This window comes from Paenibacillus sp. SAF-068, from assembly GCF_051967555.1.
Classification (GTDB): domain Bacteria; phylum Bacillota; class Bacilli; order Paenibacillales; family Paenibacillaceae; genus Paenibacillus.
On the sequence record NZ_JBQCJX010000001.1, the window covers coordinates 801,909 to 825,788 of the forward strand.

Annotated in this window: 21 protein-coding genes; 15 read left to right on the top strand and 6 right to left on the bottom strand. The window is 47.3% G+C overall.

Features of this window, described 5'->3' with window-relative positions:
• Positions 1–41 precede the first annotated feature (41 nt).
• Positions 42–1,079, bottom strand: a complete 1,038-nt coding sequence (locus tag ACTHPG_RS03590) for a LacI family DNA-binding transcriptional regulator (protein WP_440390116.1) — start codon at positions 1,077–1,079, stop codon at positions 42–44.
• Positions 1,080–1,607: 528 nt separating this feature from the next.
• Between ACTHPG_RS03590 and ACTHPG_RS03595 the strand changes: the two genes are divergently transcribed.
• The 10 genes from ACTHPG_RS03595 (at position 1,608) to ACTHPG_RS03640 (ending at position 15,625) form a co-directional block, all read left to right on the top strand.
• Positions 1,608–2,990 carry an ABC transporter substrate-binding protein gene (locus tag ACTHPG_RS03595; protein WP_440387774.1) on the top strand — a complete coding sequence of 461 codons (1,383 nt, stop codon included), beginning with the start codon at positions 1,608–1,610 and terminating at the stop codon, positions 2,988–2,990.
• Positions 2,991–3,115: 125 nt separating this feature from the next.
• Positions 3,116–6,043, top strand: coding sequence for an extracellular solute-binding protein (locus ACTHPG_RS03600; RefSeq protein ID WP_440387775.1), 2,928 nt, complete (start codon positions 3,116–3,118; stop codon positions 6,041–6,043).
• 75 nt (positions 6,044–6,118) lie between these two features.
• Positions 6,119–7,030 (top strand): carbohydrate ABC transporter permease, encoded by a 912-nt coding sequence (locus tag ACTHPG_RS03605; protein WP_440390118.1) that lies wholly within the window; start codon positions 6,119–6,121, stop codon positions 7,028–7,030.
• Between the two features lie 2 nt (positions 7,031–7,032).
• Positions 7,033–7,896: a carbohydrate ABC transporter permease gene (locus ACTHPG_RS03610; RefSeq protein ID WP_095288389.1), complete on the top strand. Its 864-nt coding sequence runs from the start codon at positions 7,033–7,035 to the stop codon at positions 7,894–7,896.
• An 11-nt stretch (positions 7,897–7,907) separates the two neighbouring features.
• Positions 7,908–9,374, top strand: a complete 1,467-nt coding sequence (locus ACTHPG_RS03615) for a gluconolactonase (protein ID WP_440387776.1) — start codon at positions 7,908–7,910, stop codon at positions 9,372–9,374.
• Positions 9,355–9,975, top strand: coding sequence for a YIP1 family protein (locus ACTHPG_RS03620; RefSeq protein WP_440387777.1), 621 nt, complete (start codon positions 9,355–9,357; stop codon positions 9,973–9,975). The genes ACTHPG_RS03615 and ACTHPG_RS03620 overlap by 20 nt, the downstream gene beginning before the upstream one ends.
• 14 nt (positions 9,976–9,989) lie before the next feature.
• Positions 9,990–12,575, top strand: a complete 2,586-nt coding sequence (locus ACTHPG_RS03625) for a DUF5696 domain-containing protein (RefSeq protein ID WP_440387779.1) — start codon at positions 9,990–9,992, stop codon at positions 12,573–12,575.
• On the top strand, positions 12,572–13,471 hold the full coding sequence (locus tag ACTHPG_RS03630; RefSeq protein WP_440387780.1) for a carbohydrate ABC transporter permease: 900 nt from the start codon (positions 12,572–12,574) through the stop codon (positions 13,469–13,471). Before ACTHPG_RS03625 ends, ACTHPG_RS03630 begins: the two co-directional genes overlap by 4 nt.
• Before the next feature lie 28 nt (positions 13,472–13,499).
• Positions 13,500–14,510 (top strand): carbohydrate ABC transporter permease, encoded by a 1,011-nt coding sequence (locus ACTHPG_RS03635; protein WP_440387781.1) that lies wholly within the window; start codon positions 13,500–13,502, stop codon positions 14,508–14,510.
• A gap of 152 nt (positions 14,511–14,662) precedes the next feature.
• Positions 14,663–15,625 (top strand): glycosyl hydrolase, encoded by a 963-nt coding sequence (locus tag ACTHPG_RS03640; protein WP_440387782.1) that lies wholly within the window; start codon positions 14,663–14,665, stop codon positions 15,623–15,625.
• 151 nt (positions 15,626–15,776) lie between these two features.
• On the opposite strand, the gene ACTHPG_RS03645 is transcribed toward ACTHPG_RS03640, so the two are convergent.
• On the bottom strand, positions 15,777–16,043 hold the full coding sequence (locus ACTHPG_RS03645) for a SunI/YnzG family protein (RefSeq protein WP_440387783.1): 267 nt from the start codon (positions 16,041–16,043) through the stop codon (positions 15,777–15,779).
• A gap of 230 nt (positions 16,044–16,273) precedes the next feature.
• On the opposite strand from ACTHPG_RS03645, the gene ACTHPG_RS03650 reads away from it, so the two are divergent.
• A complete protein-coding gene (locus tag ACTHPG_RS03650; protein ID WP_440387784.1) occupies positions 16,274–16,843 on the top strand; it encodes a hypothetical protein in 570 nt (189 codons plus the stop codon).
• An 89-nt stretch (positions 16,844–16,932) separates the two neighbouring features.
• Positions 16,933–17,541: a DUF1349 domain-containing protein gene (locus ACTHPG_RS03655; protein WP_440387786.1), complete on the top strand. Its 609-nt coding sequence runs from the start codon at positions 16,933–16,935 to the stop codon at positions 17,539–17,541.
• A gap of 25 nt (positions 17,542–17,566) precedes the next feature.
• Here the strand turns inward: ACTHPG_RS03655 and ACTHPG_RS03660 are convergent, their stop codons facing one another.
• Entirely contained in the window at positions 17,567–18,673 is a 1,107-nt protein-coding gene (locus ACTHPG_RS03660; protein WP_440387787.1) for an MFS transporter, read from the bottom strand.
• An 89-nt stretch (positions 18,674–18,762) separates the two neighbouring features.
• Positions 18,763–19,293 (bottom strand): TetR/AcrR family transcriptional regulator, encoded by a 531-nt coding sequence (locus ACTHPG_RS03665; RefSeq protein ID WP_440387788.1) that lies wholly within the window; start codon positions 19,291–19,293, stop codon positions 18,763–18,765.
• Between the two features lie 201 nt (positions 19,294–19,494).
• Between ACTHPG_RS03665 and ACTHPG_RS03670 the strand changes: the two genes are divergently transcribed.
• The 3 genes from ACTHPG_RS03670 to ACTHPG_RS03680 all read left to right on the top strand — a co-directional run bounded on the left by ACTHPG_RS03670 (position 19,495) and on the right by ACTHPG_RS03680 (position 21,896).
• Complete coding sequence (locus ACTHPG_RS03670; protein WP_440387789.1) at positions 19,495–20,340, top strand: AraC family transcriptional regulator; 846 nt, start codon at positions 19,495–19,497, stop codon at positions 20,338–20,340.
• A gap of 224 nt (positions 20,341–20,564) precedes the next feature.
• Positions 20,565–21,116: a nucleotidyltransferase family protein gene (locus ACTHPG_RS03675; protein ID WP_440387790.1), complete on the top strand. Its 552-nt coding sequence runs from the start codon at positions 20,565–20,567 to the stop codon at positions 21,114–21,116.
• A gap of 45 nt (positions 21,117–21,161) precedes the next feature.
• Positions 21,162–21,896 (top strand): YdcF family protein, encoded by a 735-nt coding sequence (locus ACTHPG_RS03680; protein WP_440387792.1) that lies wholly within the window; start codon positions 21,162–21,164, stop codon positions 21,894–21,896.
• A 77-nt stretch (positions 21,897–21,973) separates the two neighbouring features.
• On the opposite strand, the gene ACTHPG_RS03685 is transcribed toward ACTHPG_RS03680, so the two are convergent.
• Positions 21,974–23,347 carry a M56 family metallopeptidase gene (locus ACTHPG_RS03685; protein ID WP_440387793.1) on the bottom strand — a complete coding sequence of 458 codons (1,374 nt, stop codon included), beginning with the start codon at positions 23,345–23,347 and terminating at the stop codon, positions 21,974–21,976.
• 6 nt (positions 23,348–23,353) lie between these two features.
• On the bottom strand, positions 23,354–23,728 hold the full coding sequence (locus ACTHPG_RS03690) for a BlaI/MecI/CopY family transcriptional regulator (protein ID WP_278296120.1): 375 nt from the start codon (positions 23,726–23,728) through the stop codon (positions 23,354–23,356).
• Between the last annotated feature and the right edge of the window lie 152 nt (positions 23,729–23,880).

The following is a 23,880-nucleotide window of genomic DNA, read 5'->3' on the forward strand; positions in this document are numbered from 1 at the left end:
ATATGTATATTCACACATATTCGTTACCATATATTCTGCTTTTATCCGCTATGCCTGCCGAACTGTTCACGGATAATGACGTCAGCAAGAATTAATTTTTTCTCGACGTTGCTTTCTGGATTTGCTATACGCCATAACATCTGATCCACTGCACGCGCACCGAGCAATTCCTTGTTCACATTGACTGTAGCCAGTAATGGGATATTGTCGTATAGATTATCAAATCCCGTGACAACGCACTGATCGGGTACACGAATCCCCATACTCTCAAGGGCTTCTATGGTATATAGCCCATAAAAGTCATTCGCGCATACAAACACCTCAGGCAGATTATCCTCATGGATTACCGAAGTGAACGTCTGGCGGAATTCATCCAACGCCTGATTACTCAGCTCGGGAATCTGACTTATTTCCATCCCATGGCCCATAAGTACGGAAGTGTATGCAATCCAGCGTTCATAGAAACTCTGAGCATCCCCGATATTTCCAACGAACTGGAAAGTCTTGAAGCCCTTACGGAGCAAATAGAGCATGATCTCTCGCATGGATGCAAAGTTATCGGTGAATATGCTATCACTGTGAAAAACAGGGTCCAGATGATCGACCATGACAACCGGAATACTGAGCCGCTTGATTTCAAGCAGAATCGGGGTCGAGATCGAGCCAACGGTAATGATTCCACGAATGGCATCCGGATTGAGCAGGGTAAACAGCTGGTCTGCAGATGGTTCCGTCAAGGTCAGAATATTAATCCCTTTTTGGTTCAGCTTGGAAGAAATTCCGTTAAAGACGGGTCCCCAGTATACGGAGTCTTGATTTTGGTACCGAACATTGGGAAACAAAATCAAGATGGTACCGCTTGAACGTGTGTTTTTCGATTCATGTGATTCACTGCTGTGAGACAGTTCACCAGACAAGAGGCTGTTATCTTTGAAATACCCAAGTTTGCCAGCGGCCTTGAGAATGACATCCCTCGTCTGATCGCTGACTCCCGATTTTCCAGACAAAGCTCGTGACACCGCGAATTTCGACAAACCTGTAAAATGTGCAATCTCCTGAATTGTTACCTTCGTTTTCATCATACCATCCTTACACTCGTAATTCTGCCGTATTCCTTGTTTGGAGCGTTATCCAACTGATTCTAGTATAGCATGATGTATTTCTCTTAATCTAATAACGGACAGAGAATTCAAATTGTTAGAGAAGCACAGCATTTTAGGACACACGTTCAACGTGACGGTAAGTACATTTTCAGATAGAATGACGAATTTTGTCTACAAAATTATTATTTTGTTATTATTTAAAAATAACAAAATAAATAAATTTGTAGTCATGATTTTAAGGAGGTGCACTTAGGAATGAGGGTGGTGAGTAAGCTTTAATACAGGAGATTAATAGTACTATCAGCATTTTATCAGAATAAATAGAAAATGTTAACAATAAAAATGTTGACGCTTACATTTTGCTGTGTTAAATTTTGTTTGTCAAAAACAAACGAGAAAATAACAAATGGTGGTGGTTGTTTATTTTCGATTGGTTACTGAGTGGGGTTAGCGATTTAGGGTGAACCATGATTGGTATACACATTCGGGGAGGTTGTTAAAAACATGATTAGAAGATGGAATGTTCTACCTCTGATGTTATTGGCCGTTTTGCTTTTTGTATCCGCTTGCAGTGGTGGGGGGACAACGCAGACGGGAAGCGAAACACAGGGAACAACGAACTCAGGTAACAGCACCGAAGTCGCTGAAACAGAGAAAGAGGACGTAGTGGAAGAAGCTGTGGCAAATGTACCTGATCTGGGTGGACGTGTCATCAAGGTTGCGGCCTGGTGGGATCTGAAACCGGCGGGAGAGACGGCCTCCGATAAGGCCAGACTCGATAAGATTGCAGAGGTCGAGAAGAAATACAACGTAAAACTGGAGTTCGTCAACGTACCTTTCGAAGAATACATGAACAAATTCACCACGTCTGCGCTGGCCGGCGAGCCATTTGCTGACATCGTTCAGATGGAATACAAATCCGCACTACCGGCTATCCTCAAAGGGCAATTGTTGCCCCTCTCCGAATTCACAACACCTGAGAACAACATCAATCAAGAGGCAAACCTGATTACTAAATTTCCTGCCATTGCAGGCAACGAATACGCCTTCGAATCGCCAACCAGCATTGGTCTGGGACTTCACTATAACCGTGACTTGTTCAAAAAATTATCCTTGCCTGATCCGCAAGAGCTGTATAACCAAGGCGAATGGGATTGGGACAAATTCATGGAACTCGCCAAACAGGCAACCAAAGATACCAATAATGACGGCAAACCAGATGTATACGGATTTTCTGGCTGGGCCCTTGATGTCGTTCGCCATTTTACCGCTGCCAATGGTGGAACCATCGTGGATGATGCAAATAGCAAGGAAGGATTATCCGATCCGAAAACGATTGAAGCAACCGAATTCGTTAAACGGCTGTATAACGTGGAGAATGTCGTGAAGGTCAAAACCGGCGACAAAACCAACTGGGAGGAGAGCAATACCTTTAAGGATGGAGACGTAGCCCTGTTCACTGCTGCTGAATGGCAGTTGGGCGATCTCACTTTTGCTGTCGGCGTTGTACCAATTCCCAATGGACCACAGGGCAGCAAAGAGGTAACGTATGCAAACAACGCAGCATCGGCGAAATTCATTCCAAAAGGTGTGGAGGATCCAAAGATCGTCTACCAAATCTATGAAGAGACCTTCGACATCCCGCAGATTGAAGAGTATCCAGGTCAGGATTATCTGGAGAGTCGTTATACCGACGAGAAAGATATCGCCATTATCCGAGAGCACATCGCTGGAACGGGCCGTATCTTGCTGGATGATGCCTACACAGGGTACCCTTTCGGGGATTATGTGAACGATATCATCAAAGACAATGCTTCCGTCACAGCAACGGCTGAGAAATATAAAGCACAGGCACAAGCTGCCATTGATAAACTCGGCAAACAATAATAACACTTATCACCAGCAAACGATTCAGGCAGGGGCTCGTGTCGGCAATGTTGCACGAAGCCCCTTTTTCCTGAACCACCAAATCGGCATTGCTGGCATCAGCCTTGATGAGGAGGACTCGCAGGATGGCTGGAATTCTACAACGTAAGACATGGATATGGTCCACAGTGATCATCGTGGCGGCAGCTTGCATCATTCTATATGTAACTTCAGGCGCTGATGGGAAGAGTGCGGACGTTCCACCTGGCAGTCTGCCTGCGATTGAAGTGGATGCGATCTTGCAGCAGACCCGGCAGAAGAAGGGATACGAACAGTATCGCTCTGGAACAATCCAGGTTCCACAACCGAGTGTGGACATCACCATTGAAGCGGGAAATTACATAAGAGCCGAAGGTGAAGACGTCCGCAAACTCACTAATTATGAGGGAATGGATGGTGTATCTCTCCATACCGGAGAGACCGGACAAGTCGATTGGATCATTGACGTACCACAGACGGGGCTGTATAACCTGTCTGCGCTCTATTATCCCGTTGAAGGCAAGAGCTCGGCTATTGAACGTGCATTGTACATTGACGGTGAACTTCCTTTTGCGGAAGCCGCCTATTTGCAGTTTGACCGGGTATGGACCAATGAGAAAGATGTCGTTGAGCAGGATAATCAAGGCAATGACCTTCGTCCGAGACAAGTGGAGCAACCACGCTGGATGGAAGAGACGTTTCAGGACTCCGACGGGTACGAACAGGCACCATTCAAGTTTTATTTGGAAAAAGGGGAACATACCCTGACGCTAAAATCATCGCGTGAACCCATGGTGATTCGGTCCATTCGCCTTTTCAATGAGGAGACAACCGTTCCTTACGCAGAGACTGTGGGGGCACAACAGTCTGATTCCTCCGGGCAGCCGAAGGATGTCCTTATTCGCATTGAAGGAGAAGCCGCTATTGCCAAATCTTCACCTACGTTATACCCGACGAGCGAAAGATCAAGTTCTGCAGTATCCCCTTACAGCGCTTCCCAGGTGCGCATTAATACGATTGGTGGCTTTAACTGGCGTCTGCCAGGACAATGGATTGAATGGGAAGTGGATGTACCGGAGAGCGGACTGTATCATATCGGTTTTACCGCACAGCAGAATTTCGTTAAAGGCATCTATTCCACACGCAAGCTCACCATTGATGGTGAAGTTCCGTTTGCAGAGATGGCCCAAGCACCTTTCCGTTATCAAAGTGATTATCGCATTGATGTCATGGGCGGCAAGGAAGCATACAGATTTCACTTGGAAAAAGGAAAACATGTGTTACGGCTGGAGAACAGCCTCGGTGACTTTGCACCACTTATCCGCAATGTGGAGGACAGTCTGTACAACTTGAACTCCATGTACCGACGCATTCTGATGATCACAGGTACCAAACCTGATGAATTCCGGGATTATCGGGTGGAGGAACAGATCCCGAACCTGCTGGAAGTGTTCAGCGGGGAGAGTAAACGACTCAAAGATGTGGCCGCACAGCTTCGTCTTCTATCAGGACAGTCCAGTGATCAGGAAGCACTGATCAAGACGATGGCGCAGCAACTGGACGAGATGATTGACAAGCCAAATACCATTCCAAGAAGGCTTGCAGCTTACAAAACCAACACAGGTGGTCTCGGCACATGGGTGCAGCAGGCACGAGAGCAGCCCCTTGAGATCGACGCATTGTATGTCACTTCCATTGACCGTGATATTCCCGGTTCAGGCATGGGGCCACTTGCCAAGCTCGGTCATGAAGCGAAGATATTCTATCATTCGTTCTTCATTGACTATAACCAGATCGGCAATGTAGCTACATCGGAAGATCAGCGGACCGTAACCGTCTGGATTGGCAGCGGGCGGGATCAGGCCAATACGATGAAGGCGATGATTGATAAGACCTTCACACCAGACAGTGGCATTAATGTGAACCTGAAGCTGGTCAATATGGGGACCTTGCTGCCAGCGACCTTGTCAGGTGAAGGACCTGATATTGCCATGCAGATCGGTAATGATCTGCCCGTGAATTTTGCCATGCGGAACTCGGCTGTAGATCTGACGCAATTCAGTGATTATCGCACCGTAGAACAGGAGTTCAGAGAAAGTGCAATCGTACCGTATGCCTATGATTCAGGCGTATATGCTCTGCCGGAGACGCAGACCTTTAACATGCTGTTTTACCGGAAGGATGTGCTCGAAGAACTGGGGCTTGAAGTGCCACAGAACTGGGAGGATGTCGAGGCTCTACTCGCGATTTTGAGCAAAAACCATATGGAATTTGGCATGCCGATTGTGACCCAGGCCAATATGCAGGGTGTCAATATTCCACCGAACTCGCAGTATGCCACGATGCTGCTTCAGAACGGTGGCGCCTTCTATCGGAATGATGACAAGGAGTCGGATCTGGATTCCCGGATCGGCATTGAAACGTTCAAGCGGTGGACAGAGTTCTATACCGATTACAAGCTGGAGCGGGAATATGATTTTGCCAACCGTTTCCGGACAGGACAGATGCCTATTGGACTAACGGATTACACCATGTACAACCAACTGTCGGTATTTGCACCGGAGATTCGGGGATTATGGGGATTCGTTCCTGTACCGGGAACCGTTCAGGCGGATGGAACCTTGAATCGGGACGTACCGGGTGGAGGCAGCGCGGTCATGATGCTGGAAGGTGCCAAGGATCAGGATGCAGCGTGGGAGTTCATGAAATGGTGGACCAGTACACCGATTCAGGCGGAATTCGGACGGGAGATGGAAGGACTGATGGGTGCGGCTGCGCGTTATCCAACGGCCAACATCAAGGCACTGGATGCCCTGCCGTGGCCTGCGGAGGATTACGCCAATCTGAAGGCACAATTTGAAACGGTGAAGGGTATTCCCGAAGTGCCTGGTGGTTATTTTACAGGCCGCCATCTGTTTAATGCATTTTACAAAACTGTTGTTGGCCAAGTGGAAGCCAGGGAATCCATCATGGATTATACCCAATATATTCAGGACGAGATTCGAGTCAAGCGTAATGAATTTGGTCTTCCGTAAGCAGAGGGAGGGTTAATCGTGCCACAAATATCACTCCGAGACGGACAAAACAGTCCTCCTGAGAAAGCGTCAAGGATGGGCATGAAATCGTGGTGGAGCTGGAAGCTCCAGGAAATGAAGGCCAGCAAACATTCCTATGTTCTGCTTGCACCTTATATGCTCCTGTTCATCCTGTTTACCGTGATCCCGGTTGTCATCTCGATCATACTCAGCTTCACCTACTTTAATATGCTGGAATTTCCGCGGTTTATTGGCTGGCATAACTACACCCGCTTGTTTCTGGAGGATGATGTATTCCTGATTGCGATCAAGAATACGTTGCTGTTCGCCATTATTACCGGACCGATCAGTTATATTGCCTGTTTCGTTTTCGCGTGGATCATTAATGAGTTAACACCGAAATGGAGAGCGTTCATGACGTTGATCTTCTACGCGCCCTCCATTTCGGGCAATGTGTATTTCATCTGGCTGATGATCTTCTCGGGAGATCGTTATGGCATCGCAAATGGGCTGTTGATCAAATGGGGTTTTCTGCTGGAGCCGATCCAGTGGTTGAAGACGGAAGCGTACATTATGCCAATTCTTATTCTCGTACAGCTGTGGCTGAGTCTGGGAACCGGATTTCTGGCATTTATCGCCGGTTTGCAGACGGTGGACCGGACGTTGTACGAAGCGGGAGCAGTGGATGGGATCAAGAATCGCTGGCAGGAGCTGTGGTACATTACCTTGCCTTCCATGCGTCCGCAGCTCATGTTTGGCGCAGTCATTCAGCTCACAACTTCATTTGCCGTGGCCGATGTGTCGATTGCACTGGCCGGGTTCCCAAGCGTGAACTATGCGGCAGAGACGGTGGTCACCCACTTGATCGACTTTGGTACAACACGGTTTGAGATGGGATATGCATCGGCGATTGCGACTGTGCTGTTCATGATTATGGTGGGCACCAACCTGCTGGTACAGAAACTGCTTCGAAGGGTGGGAGAATAGCTATGGCTGCAATTGCGACAGGCAAAAAGCGGGTGAATCGCTCGCTATCGGGAAGTCTCTCCCTGTTTGCCCTTCTGCTCGTATTTGGTGCCTTTATGGTGCTGCCGCTGATTTATGCCATCAACAATGCGTTCAAACCATTGGATGAGATTTTCACCTTTCCGCCAACGCTATTTGTCAAAAATCCCACGCTCAGCAACTTTACGGATCTGCTGAATCTGCTGAGTGACTCGTGGGTACCGTTCTCACGTTATATTTTCAACACAGTATTTATTACAGGCATCGGAATTGTAGGTCACGTGTTGCTTGCTTCCGCGGCGGCCTACCCGCTTGCCAAGCACAAGTTTCCAGGCAAAGTATTCATGTTCCAGGTGGTCGTACTATCACTGATGTTCACACCGGCAGTTACGGCAATTCCGAACTATATGATCATGTCATGGCTCGGATGGATTGATACGTACTGGGCTGTTATTATTCCGGCATTTGCCTATTCACTTGGGTTGTATCTGATGAAACAATTCATGGAGCAGATCCCGGATGCACTGCTGGAAGCAGCCAAGATTGACGGTGCGAGTGAATACCGGATCTTTTGGTCTATCGTTATGCCCAATGTGAAGCCAGCCTGGCTTACGTTGATCATCCTGTTGTTCCAGATGTTATGGGGCAGTGATGGCAATGGATACATTTATAGTGAGCAGCTCAAGACCTTGCATTATGCAGCGGGCCAGATTATTCAGGGTGGAATATCCCGGGCAGGAGCGGGAGCTGCGGTAGCGCTGATACTGATGAGTGTACCAATCACGCTATTTATTTTCTCGCAGAGCCGGATCATTGAGACGATGGCGAGCTCGGGCATGAAGGATTAAGGGGGAACGATATGGCACGCACAGTGAAAAGATGGCTTGTTCTCCTGGCGGCAGTATCTCTGCTGCTGGTGAATGCCGTGCCTGCGGCGGCCTCCCCGGCGCCGTATGAGAGTTATAACTACAACTATTGGAAAGAGGCTGTACCTTCACCCGATGCTTATCTGCCCGAGCGTACCATATCTGGTCGTGACCTCGGCATTAGTGCGTTTAAGGAGCCGGGTGATGTGAACGTTTCTCCGTCCGGGTTGATCTATATTTTGGATACCGGGAACAATCGAATTATCGTATTGGACAGTCGTTTTAAACTGCTGCGCGTCATTGATGGATTCATGATGGAGGGCAGCAAGGAAACCTTCAATCTTCCGGGCGGATTGTTTGTGAATGAAGAAGAACACATATACGTCGCTGATACGGGCAACAGTCGTGTCGTTGTCCTGGATGGAGAGGGGACGTGGATGCATACCATCACGAAGCCCGAGTCGGATATCCTATCGACCCAATTCCAGTTCCAGCCCTTGAAGCTGACGGTAGACCATGTGGGCCGAGTGTATGTTGTGGCACAGGGGGTCTATGAAGGGATTATGCAGTTTGACGAGAGTGGGAAATTTATCGGATATGTCGGTACCAACAAAGTGGAGCGGGACTACGGCGAATATATCTGGCGCATGTTATCCACCAAAGCCCAGCGCGCACAGATGGTCCTGTTTGTGCCAACGGAGTTCTCCAATGCAGATATTGACCCCAAAGGATTCGTGTATGCGACGAATATTGATCCCGGCTCGAATGAACCGATCAAGCGGCTGAATCCGTCTGGCGAAGATGTACTGAAACGGTTTGGTTATTACGACGTCAAAGGCGATATCCGGTTCCGCAACAATCCGGGTCCATCCAAACTGATTGATGTTAAAGTGCTGGGCAACGGCATGTACAGTGTACTCGATGCGACTCAGAACCGGGTGTTCACGTACGACGATGAAGGTCATCTGCTCTACATATACGGCGGCAAAGGAAATCAGGTGGGCACGCTCAAAACGCCAGTTGCGATTGAACAATCGGGTGAGCATCACCTGGTTCTGGATCGGGGCAAGAACAACCTTGTTGTCTATGAGCCAACCCGTTTTGGTGCCCGTGTCAATGAAGCGGTCGCGCTCCACTATCAGGGCGAGGACACGGAGGCTGTAAGTATATGGAAAGAAGTACTGAAGCTGAATGCCAACTATGACATCGCCTATATCGGTATAGGCAAGTCCTTATTAATGGAGAAGAAAAACGAGGAAGCGTTGGGTTACTTCGAACTTGGGATGGACCGTAAGAGTTATTCTGTCGCGTTCAAGAGGCATCGGCGCGAGATGATGAAGGAACACTTTGGTACATTCCTGACCGCTGTTATCACGCTGATCGTCATTCTGATTCTGACCCGGGTGGCAGCTAAATGGAGACGGAGGAGGCAGGCTGATCGTGAAGCAGGATTTTATTAAGTTTCCGCTGCATCTCATTTTTCACCCCATTGATGCATTTTGGGACCTCAAGTCCGATAACCGGGGACGGCTGTTTGTTGCTTTTGCAGCACTGGTGCTCACGATTGTGATGATGATTTTGCAAAAGCAGTACGCAGGATTTCTCGTCAATTACATCGATCCTCGCACGATTAACAGCATGATCGAGATCGCTACAGTTGCGGTCCCGTTCTTTCTATGGTGCACGGCCAACTGGGCAGTGACAACCTTGATGGAAGGAGAGGGCAAGTTCAGAGAAATCGTGCTGGCGACAGGTTACTCGCTCATTCCGGTTATTCTGATCTATGCCCCAATGATCGTGATCAGCCGGTTCATGGTACAGGAGGAGACTGCTTTTTATTATTTGTTCAACAGCATCGCGTTCTTCTGGTTTGTACTGCTTTTGTTCATTGGCATGATGACGGTACACCAGTACACGGTGATCAAAACGATCATTACAATGGTACTGACGCTGATTGTGATGGGTATTATCGTGTTCCTTGGGGCACTCGTCTTCAGCATGCTGCAACAGCTGTACGAATTCGGTTATAACATTTACCGCGAGTTGATTTTTCGGACCTAAAGGAGGCGGCATCCGTGAACAAAAGGCAACGACTATATACGGTGCTGGCTGGTGGTGCAGCTGTAATCATGATTGCAGCCGGGCTGCTGTATATAAACAACAGGGGGGTTCCTGCCGTAGAAGCTGCGGCTTATCTGGACACAACAACAAGAGCTATGCCCATCATGGAGGAACCGTTGAAGTTCCTTGGTGACTCTTCGCAGGGGGTGCCTGGTATGCAATTGGTCGCCGAAGATCAGGGGTTGGCCCTGTACTATAACGAGGAGACAACGGAAATTGCCGTACGTGACGGGAAAAGTGGAGAGATCTGGTACAGCAACCCGAAAGAACGGGCTGAGGACAGTCTCGCTTCCGCATACGAAAAAGAGGTCCTGTCCTCCCAGTTGAACGTGTCTTTCCGGGATTCGATGGGCACTTTGGAGAACTTTCCAAATTTCAGTTCGAGTATAAGCAACAAACAATTCACCGCGGGCCAGATCGATCAGGGGATACGGGTCAACTATACACTTGGTGATACATCACTTGGAATTGATGCATTGCCGAAACTGATTAGCAAGCAGCGACTCGAGGAGAAGGTTCTTTCCAAGCTGGATGCTACTGTCGCAAGATACACATCTGCTCGTTATTATCCAACCAAGAACAATCCGGATATTCTGGAACGGCTGGATGGACAGATTTCCAAACAGCTTGTATTGAACAAGATGTTGAGTGCCTTCGAGACGGCAGGTTACACAGCGGAAGATCTCGCTTATGACAATCAGGAGAACGGGGTCGAAGGCGGAGGCGTATCGGATAAGCCAAGCTTTGTGATTTCTGTAGAATACCGATTGGATCAAGGGGCGCTTGTTGTGACCGTGCCTCTGAGTCAGATTCAGGAAAGTGGGCAATACCGCATTCGGAATATTGATTTGCTCGCTTACTTTGGCGCTGCGGATACGAAAGGCGAGGGTTACATGCTCGTACCAGATGGTTCCGGCAGCTTAATCCACCTGAATAACGGGAAAACCCAAGAAGAACAGTATGTACAGCGCGTTTATGGCGCAGACCCAAATGATAATTCACTCAGTCGTCCTCAGGTTAGTGAATCTGCGCATATGCCTGTGTTTGGTCTGAAGAACGGGGAGAATGCGTGGTTTGCAGTCATTGAAAAAGGGGATGGTATAGCCAGTATCTCTGCGGATATTGGAGGCAGACAGAACAGCTACAACCATGTGAATGCGACCTTCTCCCTGCGGGGTGAAGATGAACTGGAGATGTACACCTCGCAGAAAATGCAGGAGATTCAGCTGCTTAGCGAAGCGCCTTATCGTGGAGATATTCAGGTACGCTATCATTTTCTTCATGGAGAAGATGCCAGCTACTCGGGTATGGCCCGCCTGTATCAACAGCAGTTGATAGAGCAGGATGTACTGAAGCCGCTCGCAGAACAGACGGAGTTGCCGTTCTATGTGGATGTGATTGGTGCAGTGGACAAAAAGGATTCGTTCCTGAGCGTGCCCTATCGCTCCACTTTAGCCATGACGACGTACGAGCAGGCCACTGAAATGGCTGCGAAGTTGCAGCAGGAGGGTGTAAACGGCGTGCAAATGCGATATCAGGGATGGTTCGGCGGTGGCATCAGCCATCATACGCCAACCCAGGTGAAATTGGACAGCGAAGTAGGCAGCCGTGCCGAGCTTCAGGCGTTGTCCGCTAAGCTGGAGCAGTCGGGTGGAGGCTTGTTCCCGGATGTGGCTTTCCAGCACATTTATCACGATGATCTGCGCTTTGCTCCTTCCTCGGATGCGGCACGGTTTGTCACAAAGGAGACAGCAGAATTGTATCCGTACAATCCAGCGCTTAATCGCATGGATCAGAGCAGGGATAGCTATTATCTGCTTTCAGCGGCCAAGCTTCCTTATGTGGTGAGTGAGTTTGCTGACAAATTCAATCAACTGGACCTTGGTGGATTATCCCTCCGTGACCTTGGGCAGGTTCTGACCTCGGATTATCGGGATAGTCGGGTGATTCATCGAGAGACGGCGAAGAACATTGTGAAGGAGCAGCTGGGCAAGTTGCAACAGTCCTATCCGAACCTGATGGTATCCGCAGCCAATAGTTACGCTTGGGGAAGTGCACAACATGTTGTCAATGTACCCGCAGGGTCGAGTCGGTTCAATATTACCGATGAAGAGGTTCCTTTTTATGCGATGGTCATTCATGGATACTTGAACTATGCGGCAGCACCGATGAACACGTCAGGGGATCAGGATCTCCGCAAACAGTTGCTCCGTAGTCTGGAGCTAGGGGCAGCTCCGTATTTTAAATGGACCTATGAACCATCATCCAGACTGAAGCTGACAAACTATGATTCTGCCTACGCAACGGACTATGCATATTGGGTGAATGATGCCATTGCCTTGTATAAGCAGGCCAATGAAGTACTGGGAGAACTGGGGAATGAGCAGATTCTTAAGCATGAACGCATCCAGAATGGTGTGGTCCGAACGACTTATACTGACGGTACATCCATCCTTGTGAATTACAATGCGGATGCAGTAAGCGTCGATGGAACAATGGTTGGCGGGATGGAATATGTGGTGGGAGGAGTGAACCGATGAGAACCATTCGATTATCGCTGAAGTCACGGAGAGCGCTGCTTGGACTTGCATTTATTTCTCCGTGGCTGCTCGGTTTCATCTTCCTCTTTGCCACGCCGCTCCTGCAATCCATTCGGTTCAGCCTGAGTAATCTGTCGGTTGCTCCTGGCGGATACGTTCTGGACTTCGTTGGATTCAAAAATTTCAAGGATGCGCTTCTGGTTGACGCAACGTTTAACCGGATTCTGGTCGATTCGGTAGGAGCGATGGTACTTAACGTGCCGATGATTCTGTTTTTCAGTCTGTTCACGGCGACACTGCTCAATCAGAAATTTAGAGGCAGAACGATGGCACGTGCGATCTTTTTCCTGCCGGTTATTCTGGCTTCCAGTGCAGTTGCAGCAGCTGAGTCTGCGGGATTAATCAATCTGATGGGGGATGCAAGTGCGGTGGAGGCTGCAGCCGATGGTGGTGCTTCGTTCAACGTGGTTTCCATTGTGCGGATGCTGGCGGATGTGGGATTGCCTATGGCCTATGTGGATTACATTGTAGAAGCCATCATGCGAATCTATGAGATTATTAGCAGCTCTGGCGTTCAGATTCTGATCTTTCTCGCAGCGCTGCAATCGGTCCCGGGATCGATGTACGAGGTTGCGAAGATCGAAGGGGCAACAGCCTATGAATCATTTTGGAAAATTACATTTCCAATGGTTAGTCCGTTAATTCTGACGAATGTGATCTATACCATTATTGATTCATTTGCCGGAAGTCCGGTCACACAGGCCATCTATCAGACTGCTTTCAAAACTCAGAACTTTGGCTTAAGCTCGGCGATGTCCTGGCTCTACACGCTGGTGATTGGCCTTGTACTGATCGTAGTGGGCTGGGTGTTGTCACGGCGCGTTCATTACAACTGACAGTTCACATTGAGGGAGGCTTCAGATTATGGCTGCATCAGGAACAGATCGCATGGTGGTAGTTCCCAAACAGAATTACCACATGCAGCGGGTGCGAAACAAGACATCGGACCTTCTCTATTCCATATTCAGATATGCACTGGTCATTGGTATTTCATTTATTATTCTATACCCGTTATTTCTCAAAGTGTCAGTTGCGTTCAAGGATAAGCAGGATATCTACAATCCAACGATCTATATGGTTCCTCAGCACTTTACGTTGGATAATATTCGGCTGGCGGCCCAAGTGATGGATTACCTGCCCTTGCTGGCGAACACGTTATTGTTCGTTACCATCACAACGCTTCTGACAGCCATATCCTGTGCACTTGCCGGATACGGGTTCGCCCGGTTTTCTTTTCCGGGTAGCAATGTACTCTTTGTGCTGGTAATTCTCACGATTCTGGTGCCAACAAGCACACTCATGGTGCCGATGTATCTGCATTTCCGCAGCTTTGACTTTATGGGCATCATCCAGTTGTTCACGGGAAAGAATGGCATCAATCTACTGAATACGTATTGGCCTTCCGTGATTACGGCGGCTACAGCGGGAGGGCTGAAGGCGGGGTTGTTCATCTACATCTTCCGGCAGTTCTTCAAGGGCATGCCGAAGGAAATCGAGGAGGCCGCACTAATTGACGGCGCTGGTGGATTCAAGACGTTTGCCCGTATCATGTTGCCCAATGCAATCTCACCGCTGATTACGGTCGTTCTGTTCTCGTTTGTGTGGCAGTACAACGATACGTTCTATTCGGCATTATTCATGAGTGAAAGTCCACTGATTTCGTTGAAAGTGGCTTCCTTGCCTGCACAGGCGAACCAGTTGATCCCGCAACTGATGGGCTTTGGCTCGAACTCGGGCATCAAGGCCGATCCGAACTATGTGGCCATGATCGTGGATACAGGCATTTTACTCGCGATTGCACCGCTGATTATTTTGTACTTGTTTGTACAGCGTTATTTTGTGGAGAGCATTGAGCGCTCGGGCGTTGTGGGTTAAGCAGGTCTTTTTCTTTTATAAGGGTTGCAGTACATTTGTGATTTGATGATGTGATCCTGTGTTGTTGTTGTTGTTGTTGTTGTTGTTGTTGTTGTTGTTGTTGTTGTTGTTTGAAGCGATAAACATGGTAAACCTAGTTGGAGGTGTTAGCGATGACGGTACGTATGATCAACAGTGCTCCGGTGAATGAAGCAGCGACATCCGAAGCGAGAGAACTAATGGCGTTCCTGGTCGAGCGTTATGGGAAAGGGATGTTGTCAGGTCAGCAGGACTACAGCAATCTAAACTGGATTAATGAAAATACAGGCCGAAAGCCAGCTGTGATTGGCTTTGATCTCATGGAATATTCGCCATCAAGAACAGAGCGCGGTGCGGTCTCCCAGGAGATTCGGGATGCGATAGACTGGCACAAACAAGGCGGGATCGTGACGCTATGCTGGCACTGGAACGCACCGACGGATCTGATCGATGAACCGGGTAAAGAGTGGTGGCGGGGGTTTTATACGGACGCAACAACCTATGATCTTGCCTCCGCGCTAGCTGATACTGAATCGGAAGCATATCAGTTATTGATTCGGGATATCGATGTTATTGCTACACATTTGCAAGAGTTGAAGGATGCTGGCGTACCTGTATTGTTCCGACCACTTCATGAAGCAGAGGGTGGATGGTTCTGGTGGGGAGCGAAAGGCCCCGAACCTGCGATACAGTTATATCGCTTATTGTATGATCGATTGGTACACGAACATCAGCTGCATCATCTCATCTGGGTATGGAACTCGGAAAAATCGGAATGGTATCCGGGTGATGATGTCGTGGATATTGTGAGTGTGGATGTGTACCCGGAAGCAGGGGACCACAGCCCGCTGGCTGCACGTTACGCCAACCTGCTTGAGCTTGTGAAGAACAACAAAATCATTGCACTGGCCGAGAACGGCTCCATCCCTGACCCCAAGCAAATGAAGGAACAGGATGTACACTGGAGTTGGTTCTGTACCTGGACAGGTGGATTCCTGAGAGACGGGACGCATAATGAACTAACGTTTTTGAAGGAATTGTACCATAACAACGAGGTCATTACGCTCGATCAGTTACCGAAGTGGAGTTGGTTATAAGAACCCCACTTCCAACTTGAATTGGAATCAATGAAGCGTTAGTTATTCGCTGTAAGAATTCAGGCGAATACTCACGCTTCTTTCTGGTGGCGTACATATGTAAATGGAGCTATTCCTTGGAGAAACATAAAAATCCGTTTCGAACCACAATCTAGTTTGCCGGTTGTAGCATATCTCGGATATTGGGATATAAATTCACACTGTTCGTGAATAAGATATATGATTGATTAACCGTACGGATCAGAATCCTCTCGCTTGTGCCATTAACCGGACCGATTCGAATGGCGGATGGTTCGCTGCCACCGTATGTATCATCCAGAGTGACCGATGTGATATGTACAATTGGAATTTCGATTTTGGAGAACTGCCAGCGGATGACCAGTTGATCTTCTATTTTTTTGACGTTAACACCAAACATAATAAGACCTCCCTTTAAGCCTGCTGAAGATAAATACTTTTTATTAGTCTACCACTTATTGGTTAATACTTCCTTGATAATAGTGAATTTCCTCCGTGGAATTGAAATGCCCAAGTGTAACTTTATCCACGGGTAATATTTTGCTACAGATATTTCCATAAATGTTGGCATGATGTACACTATGACTAACGAATATGGATACGGAGCGATTTGTTGGAGGTGAGATTCATATGACAGACTTGAACGCGTATCATTATTTTGAAAAAAGTCTTGGTCCTTTCCGAAATCTCTCCAGCCTGTCTAATGAAGAAGCCGAAATAGTTACCCGACAAATCCGGCATGAAGGCCGGAATTTTGCCAGTCAGCGATCAGCAGATTATATGACCATCCGCAGAGCACTTGAACATAAAGCGTACGAGCAGTTTAAGGCCAAGGGCGGAACCCCCACCAAGCCATATCCCCACTATCTGACCCTCGGTGAATGTGAATGGCTGTTATCCTGGTATACCGAACCGGATCAAGTGTTGATTCCGTGGGAAGATCTGTCTGCCGAAGTTGTGAGCTTCACGTATGGAGACCTCTTTCCAACCATGCGTTATACAGATGATAAACCTTACCGTAAGCAGATCTACACCAAGGATGAAATCCTGGAAGTTATTCAGGCCTATGGTTGGCCTCAAGAATGGAACCGTAAAGGCGATCAAGGTCCGGAACGATATATTGAAGTACAAGTATGGGACGAGCGTATCATCCAACAGTACAGATCGGTGTACGATATCGGGGATGGAATGTTTAAGTAAAACCTACAGGATTAACCACTACATATACCGAATACAAATAGAGCAATTGAGCAAGAAGAACTTATACTCCAACACAAAGGGTGTGCCACATGACGAATCTATTCGAACAATGTTCAGGTCAAACATTATCTGCCAACCTCGGGTGGCTGAACGAGCCAGCAGATTGGTCCATTGAAGACGGCAAAGTAACGATAACCGTTTCGCCGATCAGTGACTTTTTCATTGATCCGGGAGGTGAGCCGGTGAAAGCTTCAGCTCCATTTTTACATACAATAGTCAAGGGAGATTTCAGCATCGTCACTCAAGTACAGGTGGACATGAAAGAACAGTATGATTCGGGCTGCCTGATGGTGAGGGTGGACGATACGAATTGGGCTAAAGTCTGCTTTGAGTATTTTGAAGAACAGCCGTCTATTCTTAGTGTCGTTACTCGTGGTAACTCGGATGATTGTGTATCTGCACCTGTAGAGGTTAACAAGCCTTATTTACGTGTAGCCCGGGCAGGCAATAGTTTTGCATTCCATTATTCTCAGGATGGAGAGAAGTGGAAGCTGGTTCGATATTTCGGTCTCGACTGCCCGGAAGAGATTAAAGTTGGCATTGTGGCCCAATCCCCAATCGGACAAGGGACGACGGTTACTTTTACAGATGTGCAGCTGCAACATGGGGTAACCGGAAGTGTTCGCCGCGTAGAATAACACAACCAGAAAGTTGTTCTTGTATTTATTTCACCCGAATGAACAATCCGAACAGGCCCAGTACAGCAAAGGAGAGAAATGCCGTTGTATTGGAAAATACTTCAATCGTGTAACCTGCCATGGAGGAGCCGAGAAATTGCCCAACACCCAATGCGAGGAAGGCGAGGCTGATTCCAATGGATACATTCGGACTGAATAATCTCGTTGCCCAAACGATAAATACACTGGTCAGGAAAATGTAGGTGCTCCCAAACATGATGGCAGAAATTATGCTGGCAGTCATGGATGGCAGAAGGATAACCCCAAGCGAAATAGCCAATAACATTATGCCAATTCGGTAGGACCACCCAATCTGGATCCGTTCAATAATGCGGCCAGCGCATCCGCCGAGTATGCCCATAACCCCCATCACAATCCAGAACAACACGGCTTCCGAATCGGAGGCCCCTTTCTCGTCTGTAAGGAAATTTCGGGCAAAGGTCCAATAGATTGCAGAGCTAAAACCAGTCAACAGACATGCCATGAGCAGAGCAGACCCAGGTCTGGTTGGTTTCATACATGTCCAGAGAGATTTGGTACAAGGCAGGGTCTTGGTTGCTGGAATGACACGTCTGTTCCACAAAAGAACGACAATGCCGATTGCGGCAAACAGGATGTAGGTTAGACGCCAGTAATCCGTAAAGAGCAAGTAGAGTGGGCCAGATACAACAATCCCGAAGCTGGTCCCTGTATTAATCCAACTGTTGCCTCTTGCTTGCAGATTAGGAGCCAGTTCGGCATTCACTGCATTGCCAAGGGCCGGGGAAGCCCAGCCTGTGCTCAGACCAGCGAGAAATATGCTGAAAGTAAGCATCCATGCATTCTGAGATAGGGCGATGCCGGTTAAACCTAGCACGGCGCTGATTCCGGCCAGTTGGATGACATAATGATGTCCCTTGCGATTAATCAACAGGGGTGCAGTTAGAAGGGACAGACAGTAGGCAATATAAGTGCCTGAGTTAATCGCGCCTGAGGCTGTATCATTCAATTGTAAGGCTTCCGAAATTTCCGGCATAAACAACCCATAACTGAATCGCCCGAATGCATAACACACAGCGATTAGTGCAATGCCTGGAAAGATAATTTTTTTCATTTAATCCACCGCCTTTTTAGATAGAACGATCATTATATTTCTCATGAAATAAAAAAGTGAGTTGAACTACTAACTCACCCGGAATGGCATTACTTGAAACTGGTTAGCGTCATATGGATCAGTTCACGGCAGACGTCATTTACATTTTCTGTCTCAGCGAGTGCGGTGGAACCCTCCAGCAATATGGAGAATCTCAATAGATCGCGTTCACTCGCAGCAGGCGCCAATGTATGGATTAAAGTTCGCATATGTCTTTTGTGCGCATTGACAGTCTGGACGATGATATGATCCGCATGACCTCCAAATTCTTCCTTGGCGCGTAAAAATAAGCACCCTCTTGATTCGTGCTCTTTCAGCCATTTTGCATGTCCTTCAGCCAAATTGAGGAACATGGGTTGTGCTTTATTGTCAGCATATTGCCGAAGCTGTTCCAAATAACGCTGTTCACGTCGCAGGAGCACCTGGACAATAAGATCATCCTTGGACTCAAAGTGATTATATAACGTCATGATGGCGATCCCGGCATCCGAAATAATTCGTTTCAAGCCAATGGAATGGAAGCCGTGAAGATAGAACAGTTCTTCAGCCACGTTCAAAAGCATTTCTTTTTTGCTGCTCATAGTCAGGAATGTCCTCCCTTAAAATATGATAGAACGATCATTATACTCAAAGGCTATAGTAAATCGTTTACATTGTCAAATTCTGTGAGGTGGTGTTATATGAACTACATCGTTGTGCTTTCACCGGACAAATGAGAGCACAGGATGACAGGTTATTGGGGCGTTTATCCGTTATATTAGACATCAAGGAGTGATTATCACATGAACTGGATCAACGCATTACAGATCGCTATTCAATATATGGAAGACCACTTGCTCGAAAATATGACGATGGAGCGGATTGCAGCAGAGGCTCATATCTCTCCCTTTCATTTTCAGCGTACCTTTGCCCTGTTAACAGATGTTACTGTAGCTGAGTACATAAGACGCAGACGATTGACACTGGCGGCACATGAACTTATGCAAAGTGATCACAAAATTATTGATGTGGCGCTTAAATACGGCTATGACACACCGGAATCTTTCTCCAAAGCATTCCGGAGACAACATGGTATCGCACCAAGTGAGGCACGCAAAAAGAGTAGCTCTGTCCAATCGTATAATCGTCTGGTTATTCAAGTAAGTCTTAAAGGAGCAGAACCGATGAAATATAGAATTGTTGAACATCCCGAATTCACATTAGTGGGGGTGAAGCAGGCTTTCTCATATGTAGATGGAGAACATCTGCAAGGGATCGGGAAGATGTGGCAGGAAGCATGGAAGAGCGGTACAGAGGAGCGTTTATTTGAACTGAACAACGGGGATATTCCAGGGTTACTTGGTGTCGTTGTGGATCAGAGCGAAATCAAGGAAAAGCAGATGGAATACTGGATTGCTACGGCTTACAACGGTGAAGTGCCGGAAGGATTATCAAGTTTCACCATGCCTGCTTCCCAATGGAGTATATTCGAAGTAGAAGGCCCGATGCCGGAAAGTATGCAGCTTCTGTGGAAACGGATTATCTCGGAATGGTTTCCATCCAATCCTTATGAGCATGCGTATATGCCAGAGCTGGAAGTATACCCTGGGCCGAACCAGCCCCCACAAATCTGGATACCGATTAAATAAATTTTAACTGTTTCTAACTCCATCTCATTAATAATGTAGCCCGTAAACACTTGGACAACCCAAGCTGTTTACGGGCTATTTGTAGGTGACGGGTTTAGAATTTGAAGCAGTGAAGTGAATGTTCGAGCGTTGTTCATTTTATTGCAGATAAGTAACATGATATATTGAAACAAGGGTTTATCGCTAATACGGGAGAACTATAAGGTGAACCGCAGGAGGCAGACATGTTGCATGAGGAGAGATTCATTCAAGCAATTACGGTTCACGAACAATTAATGCAAGATCTACGGCTCGTTCAGAGTCTCCATCTGCCGCAATGTTACATAGGTGCAGGTTATATTCGTAATTATATCTGGGATGTTTTGCATGGATATGATCTTCGTGAACTTCATAGCGATATTGATGTTGTTTATTATGATGCGCGAGACTTGCGTGAGGAGCGAGACATACGGCTCGAACAACAGCTTCGTGAAGAGACTGGCAATGCCAAGTGGTCGGTCAAAAACCAGGCGAGAATGCATCTGCGCAATGGCACAGATCCTTATCAATCTACTGAGGATGCCCTTCGCTATTGGCCAGAAATCGTGACTGCCATAGGCGTACAGCTGGATGAAGAGGACCGGGTGCACATCTGTGCCCCGCATGGTTTGCATGATCTGTATCAACTCGTGGTTCGCAAAAGCCCCTTCTTCATGGATAATGACTATTACAATCAGCGTGTCCATAGGAAGTGTTGGCAGGAACAATGGCCCAAATTAAAGATAATAACAGCTTGAATCATAGAGATACGCGGAATTGGTACAAAAGGAGTGTTTACGGACTTGATAAAAAGGTTCTTACAAAAATATGGACTGATCATTGATCTTGTCCTGTTGGCATGTTTTGTGGCGTTTCTGATCTTCTGGGGCCAACGATTTCCAGTCATGTTTTTCGGAATGATCACGGTGGCTTTTATTGTACTAAGACGGATTGACTATCAGAAGCATGTTATTTTGAAACGGATTATCCTTACCGGATTTGGCGTGGCTGCCGTCTCTTTTGTCATTATTGAGGCACTTGTATTCACACAGCTGGGCGCGAATGATCCGGAAGAGGCGGACTACGTCATTATTCTAGGTTCAGGCATTCGGGGAACGGAATTATCATTGACTTTGAAGCAAAGGTTAGATGCCAGTCTGGACTACATTCGCAGTCACCCTCAGACACCGGTCATTGTATCGGGTGGACAGGGACCTGGGGAATCGATTCCCGAAGCGCTCGCTATGAAAAATTATCTGGTTGAACAGGGGATTAGCCCTGAGCAAGTCATTATGGAAGATCGCTCCACAAGTACACAGGAGAATTTGGCCTTTTCCAAAAAAATTATTCAGGAATCCGGGTTGGAGCACCCGGAGATCATGATTGTCACGAGTGACTATCACATGTTCCGCTCCAAATATATTGCAGCCAAGAACGGTTATGCGGCAGAATACGGCATATCTGCCCCATCACCAGGATATTTGAAGCCGGTCAACATGATCCGTGAATATTTTGCTACGATCAAAACGTTTATCTAATATACAAAAGGACGAAGCGTAAGACTTATGCTTCGTCCTTTTTGTTTATCTGGGTGTACTTGTTCCTTAACGTTGAGTTACTTCTTTGAAGGAACAAGTACAGCTTCCGAAACCTGATCCGCAGGGAGCGCTACCATTTCAGAAGGTGAGGCAGGAGAAGGAACGGTTGCAGCCTCGGAAGCCTTGTCCTCGGAAGGGAGGGCTACCATATCAGAAGGTGAGGCAGGAGAAGGAACTGTGGCTGATTCTGCAATGTCATCTTCAGAAGGTTCAACAGAAGAAGGAGCTGGTACATTATCTGCCACTTCATCCTTAGGTAGAGCCACGAGTTCAGGCTTTTCGGAAGCAGAGGGAACAGTTACAGCTTCGGAAAATCCGGCCGTATCGGGAGAAGCTACGATCTCGGGAGTTTCAGATACGGAAGGAACAGGCACGGCTTCAGTCACCTTGGCCTCTACTTTAACGGTATGGTTTGATGCCCATACTGCGGTGGATGTACTTACTCCTGTAATAAGCAATAGGGCCCCCATACTTAACATCCAGTGTTTCTTGTTCAGTTTCTTCACATTAAACATGTTCATCAATCTCCTTTTTAATTGTTTGCCTTCACCCGATAGGGACGAACAAAATTGAGCAGGCATTTTCTTCGTTCCCGCCATCACATTTAAAATCGTCTCACCGTACCGTCTTCGCTCTTCATGCGACATCTCTTTCACCACATCTTCATCACAGGCCAACTCGCTCCAGGCATGAATGTCCCGGCGAATCATATGAATCAGGGGATTGAACCAGTGCAGGGCACTAACCCCCAAGGTCAGAGCCTTGACCCACAGATCTTGATGTTTCAGATGTACCAACTCATGATGAATGACCATCTTGATGTCCATCTTGACCGTATTTTCGGGTGGAAGATATATCGTTGGTTTAAACAAGCCGACCAGTATGGGGCTCCTTACTGAAGTGCTGTGAGCAAGCGTGATATTCTCTTTGATACCCAATGCCTCTTTGAGTAATGGTAGCTGTATAGCTGCTTCACTATGAGAGAGGACGGGTGTAGTTGTGCGTGATAGTTCATTCAAAAATCTCCGATAACAATACACCTGCCATGCAGAAAAACCAATGACGCCAATGCTCCATACGCATAACAAGAACCAGGCTGTAGGTACAGATATGGTTTGTTCCGGGATGAATGGTCCTGCAAGTAAGCTCGAAGATGTTGCATACTCTGTACTTGGTACAGTTGATGCAGGAGGGAATGCAAAACCCAAAAGCCATGAAAGGCCAAGAGATATCGGGAACAGATAGAACAAGAGAGCCATTTTACCGAGTCTGTAGAGCCACTTGGTCGGAAAAAAAGATACGGGTAGGAGTCGCAGCGCCAAAATGCAAACGGCAACGATACTTCCAGCCACGGTCAGGCTACACAGAATTTCAAAAAAGATGTTCATCATCTGCACCTACTTTTCCGAAAGCCATTTTTTCAGTTCTGAAATGTCGTCGTCTGAAAGCTTGTCACCATCATACATAGCTGAAACCAAATTCTTGACTGAACCCTGATAGAGTCCATCAAGAACGTGCTGCGTTTCCTGTAGCTTGTAATCTTCGGGCTGCAGAAGAGGTTTATAATCATTGATTCGTCCACGTCTCGTAACCGTTAAGGCGCCTTTATCTACCAACCTTGATAGAAAGGTAGACATGGTCTGCGCTTTCCACGCTTTTCCTTTCTCAGCGAATATGTCTAATAGCTCTGTTGAGGTGACAGGTGGATCGCATGACCATATAACGACCATTAACTCCATTTCTGTTTCGGATAATTTCTGAATCGGGTTCACCGTGAACACTCCTTCACATCGTTATGCGTCCATAACGATCGTATTACTACACTACGTAGTACGTATAAACTACTACAAGTTGTAGTAGGTAGTCAAGTTATCCTGATAGATGATTGCCAAACCGTGCTATAATATAGGTCATTAATAGAAGA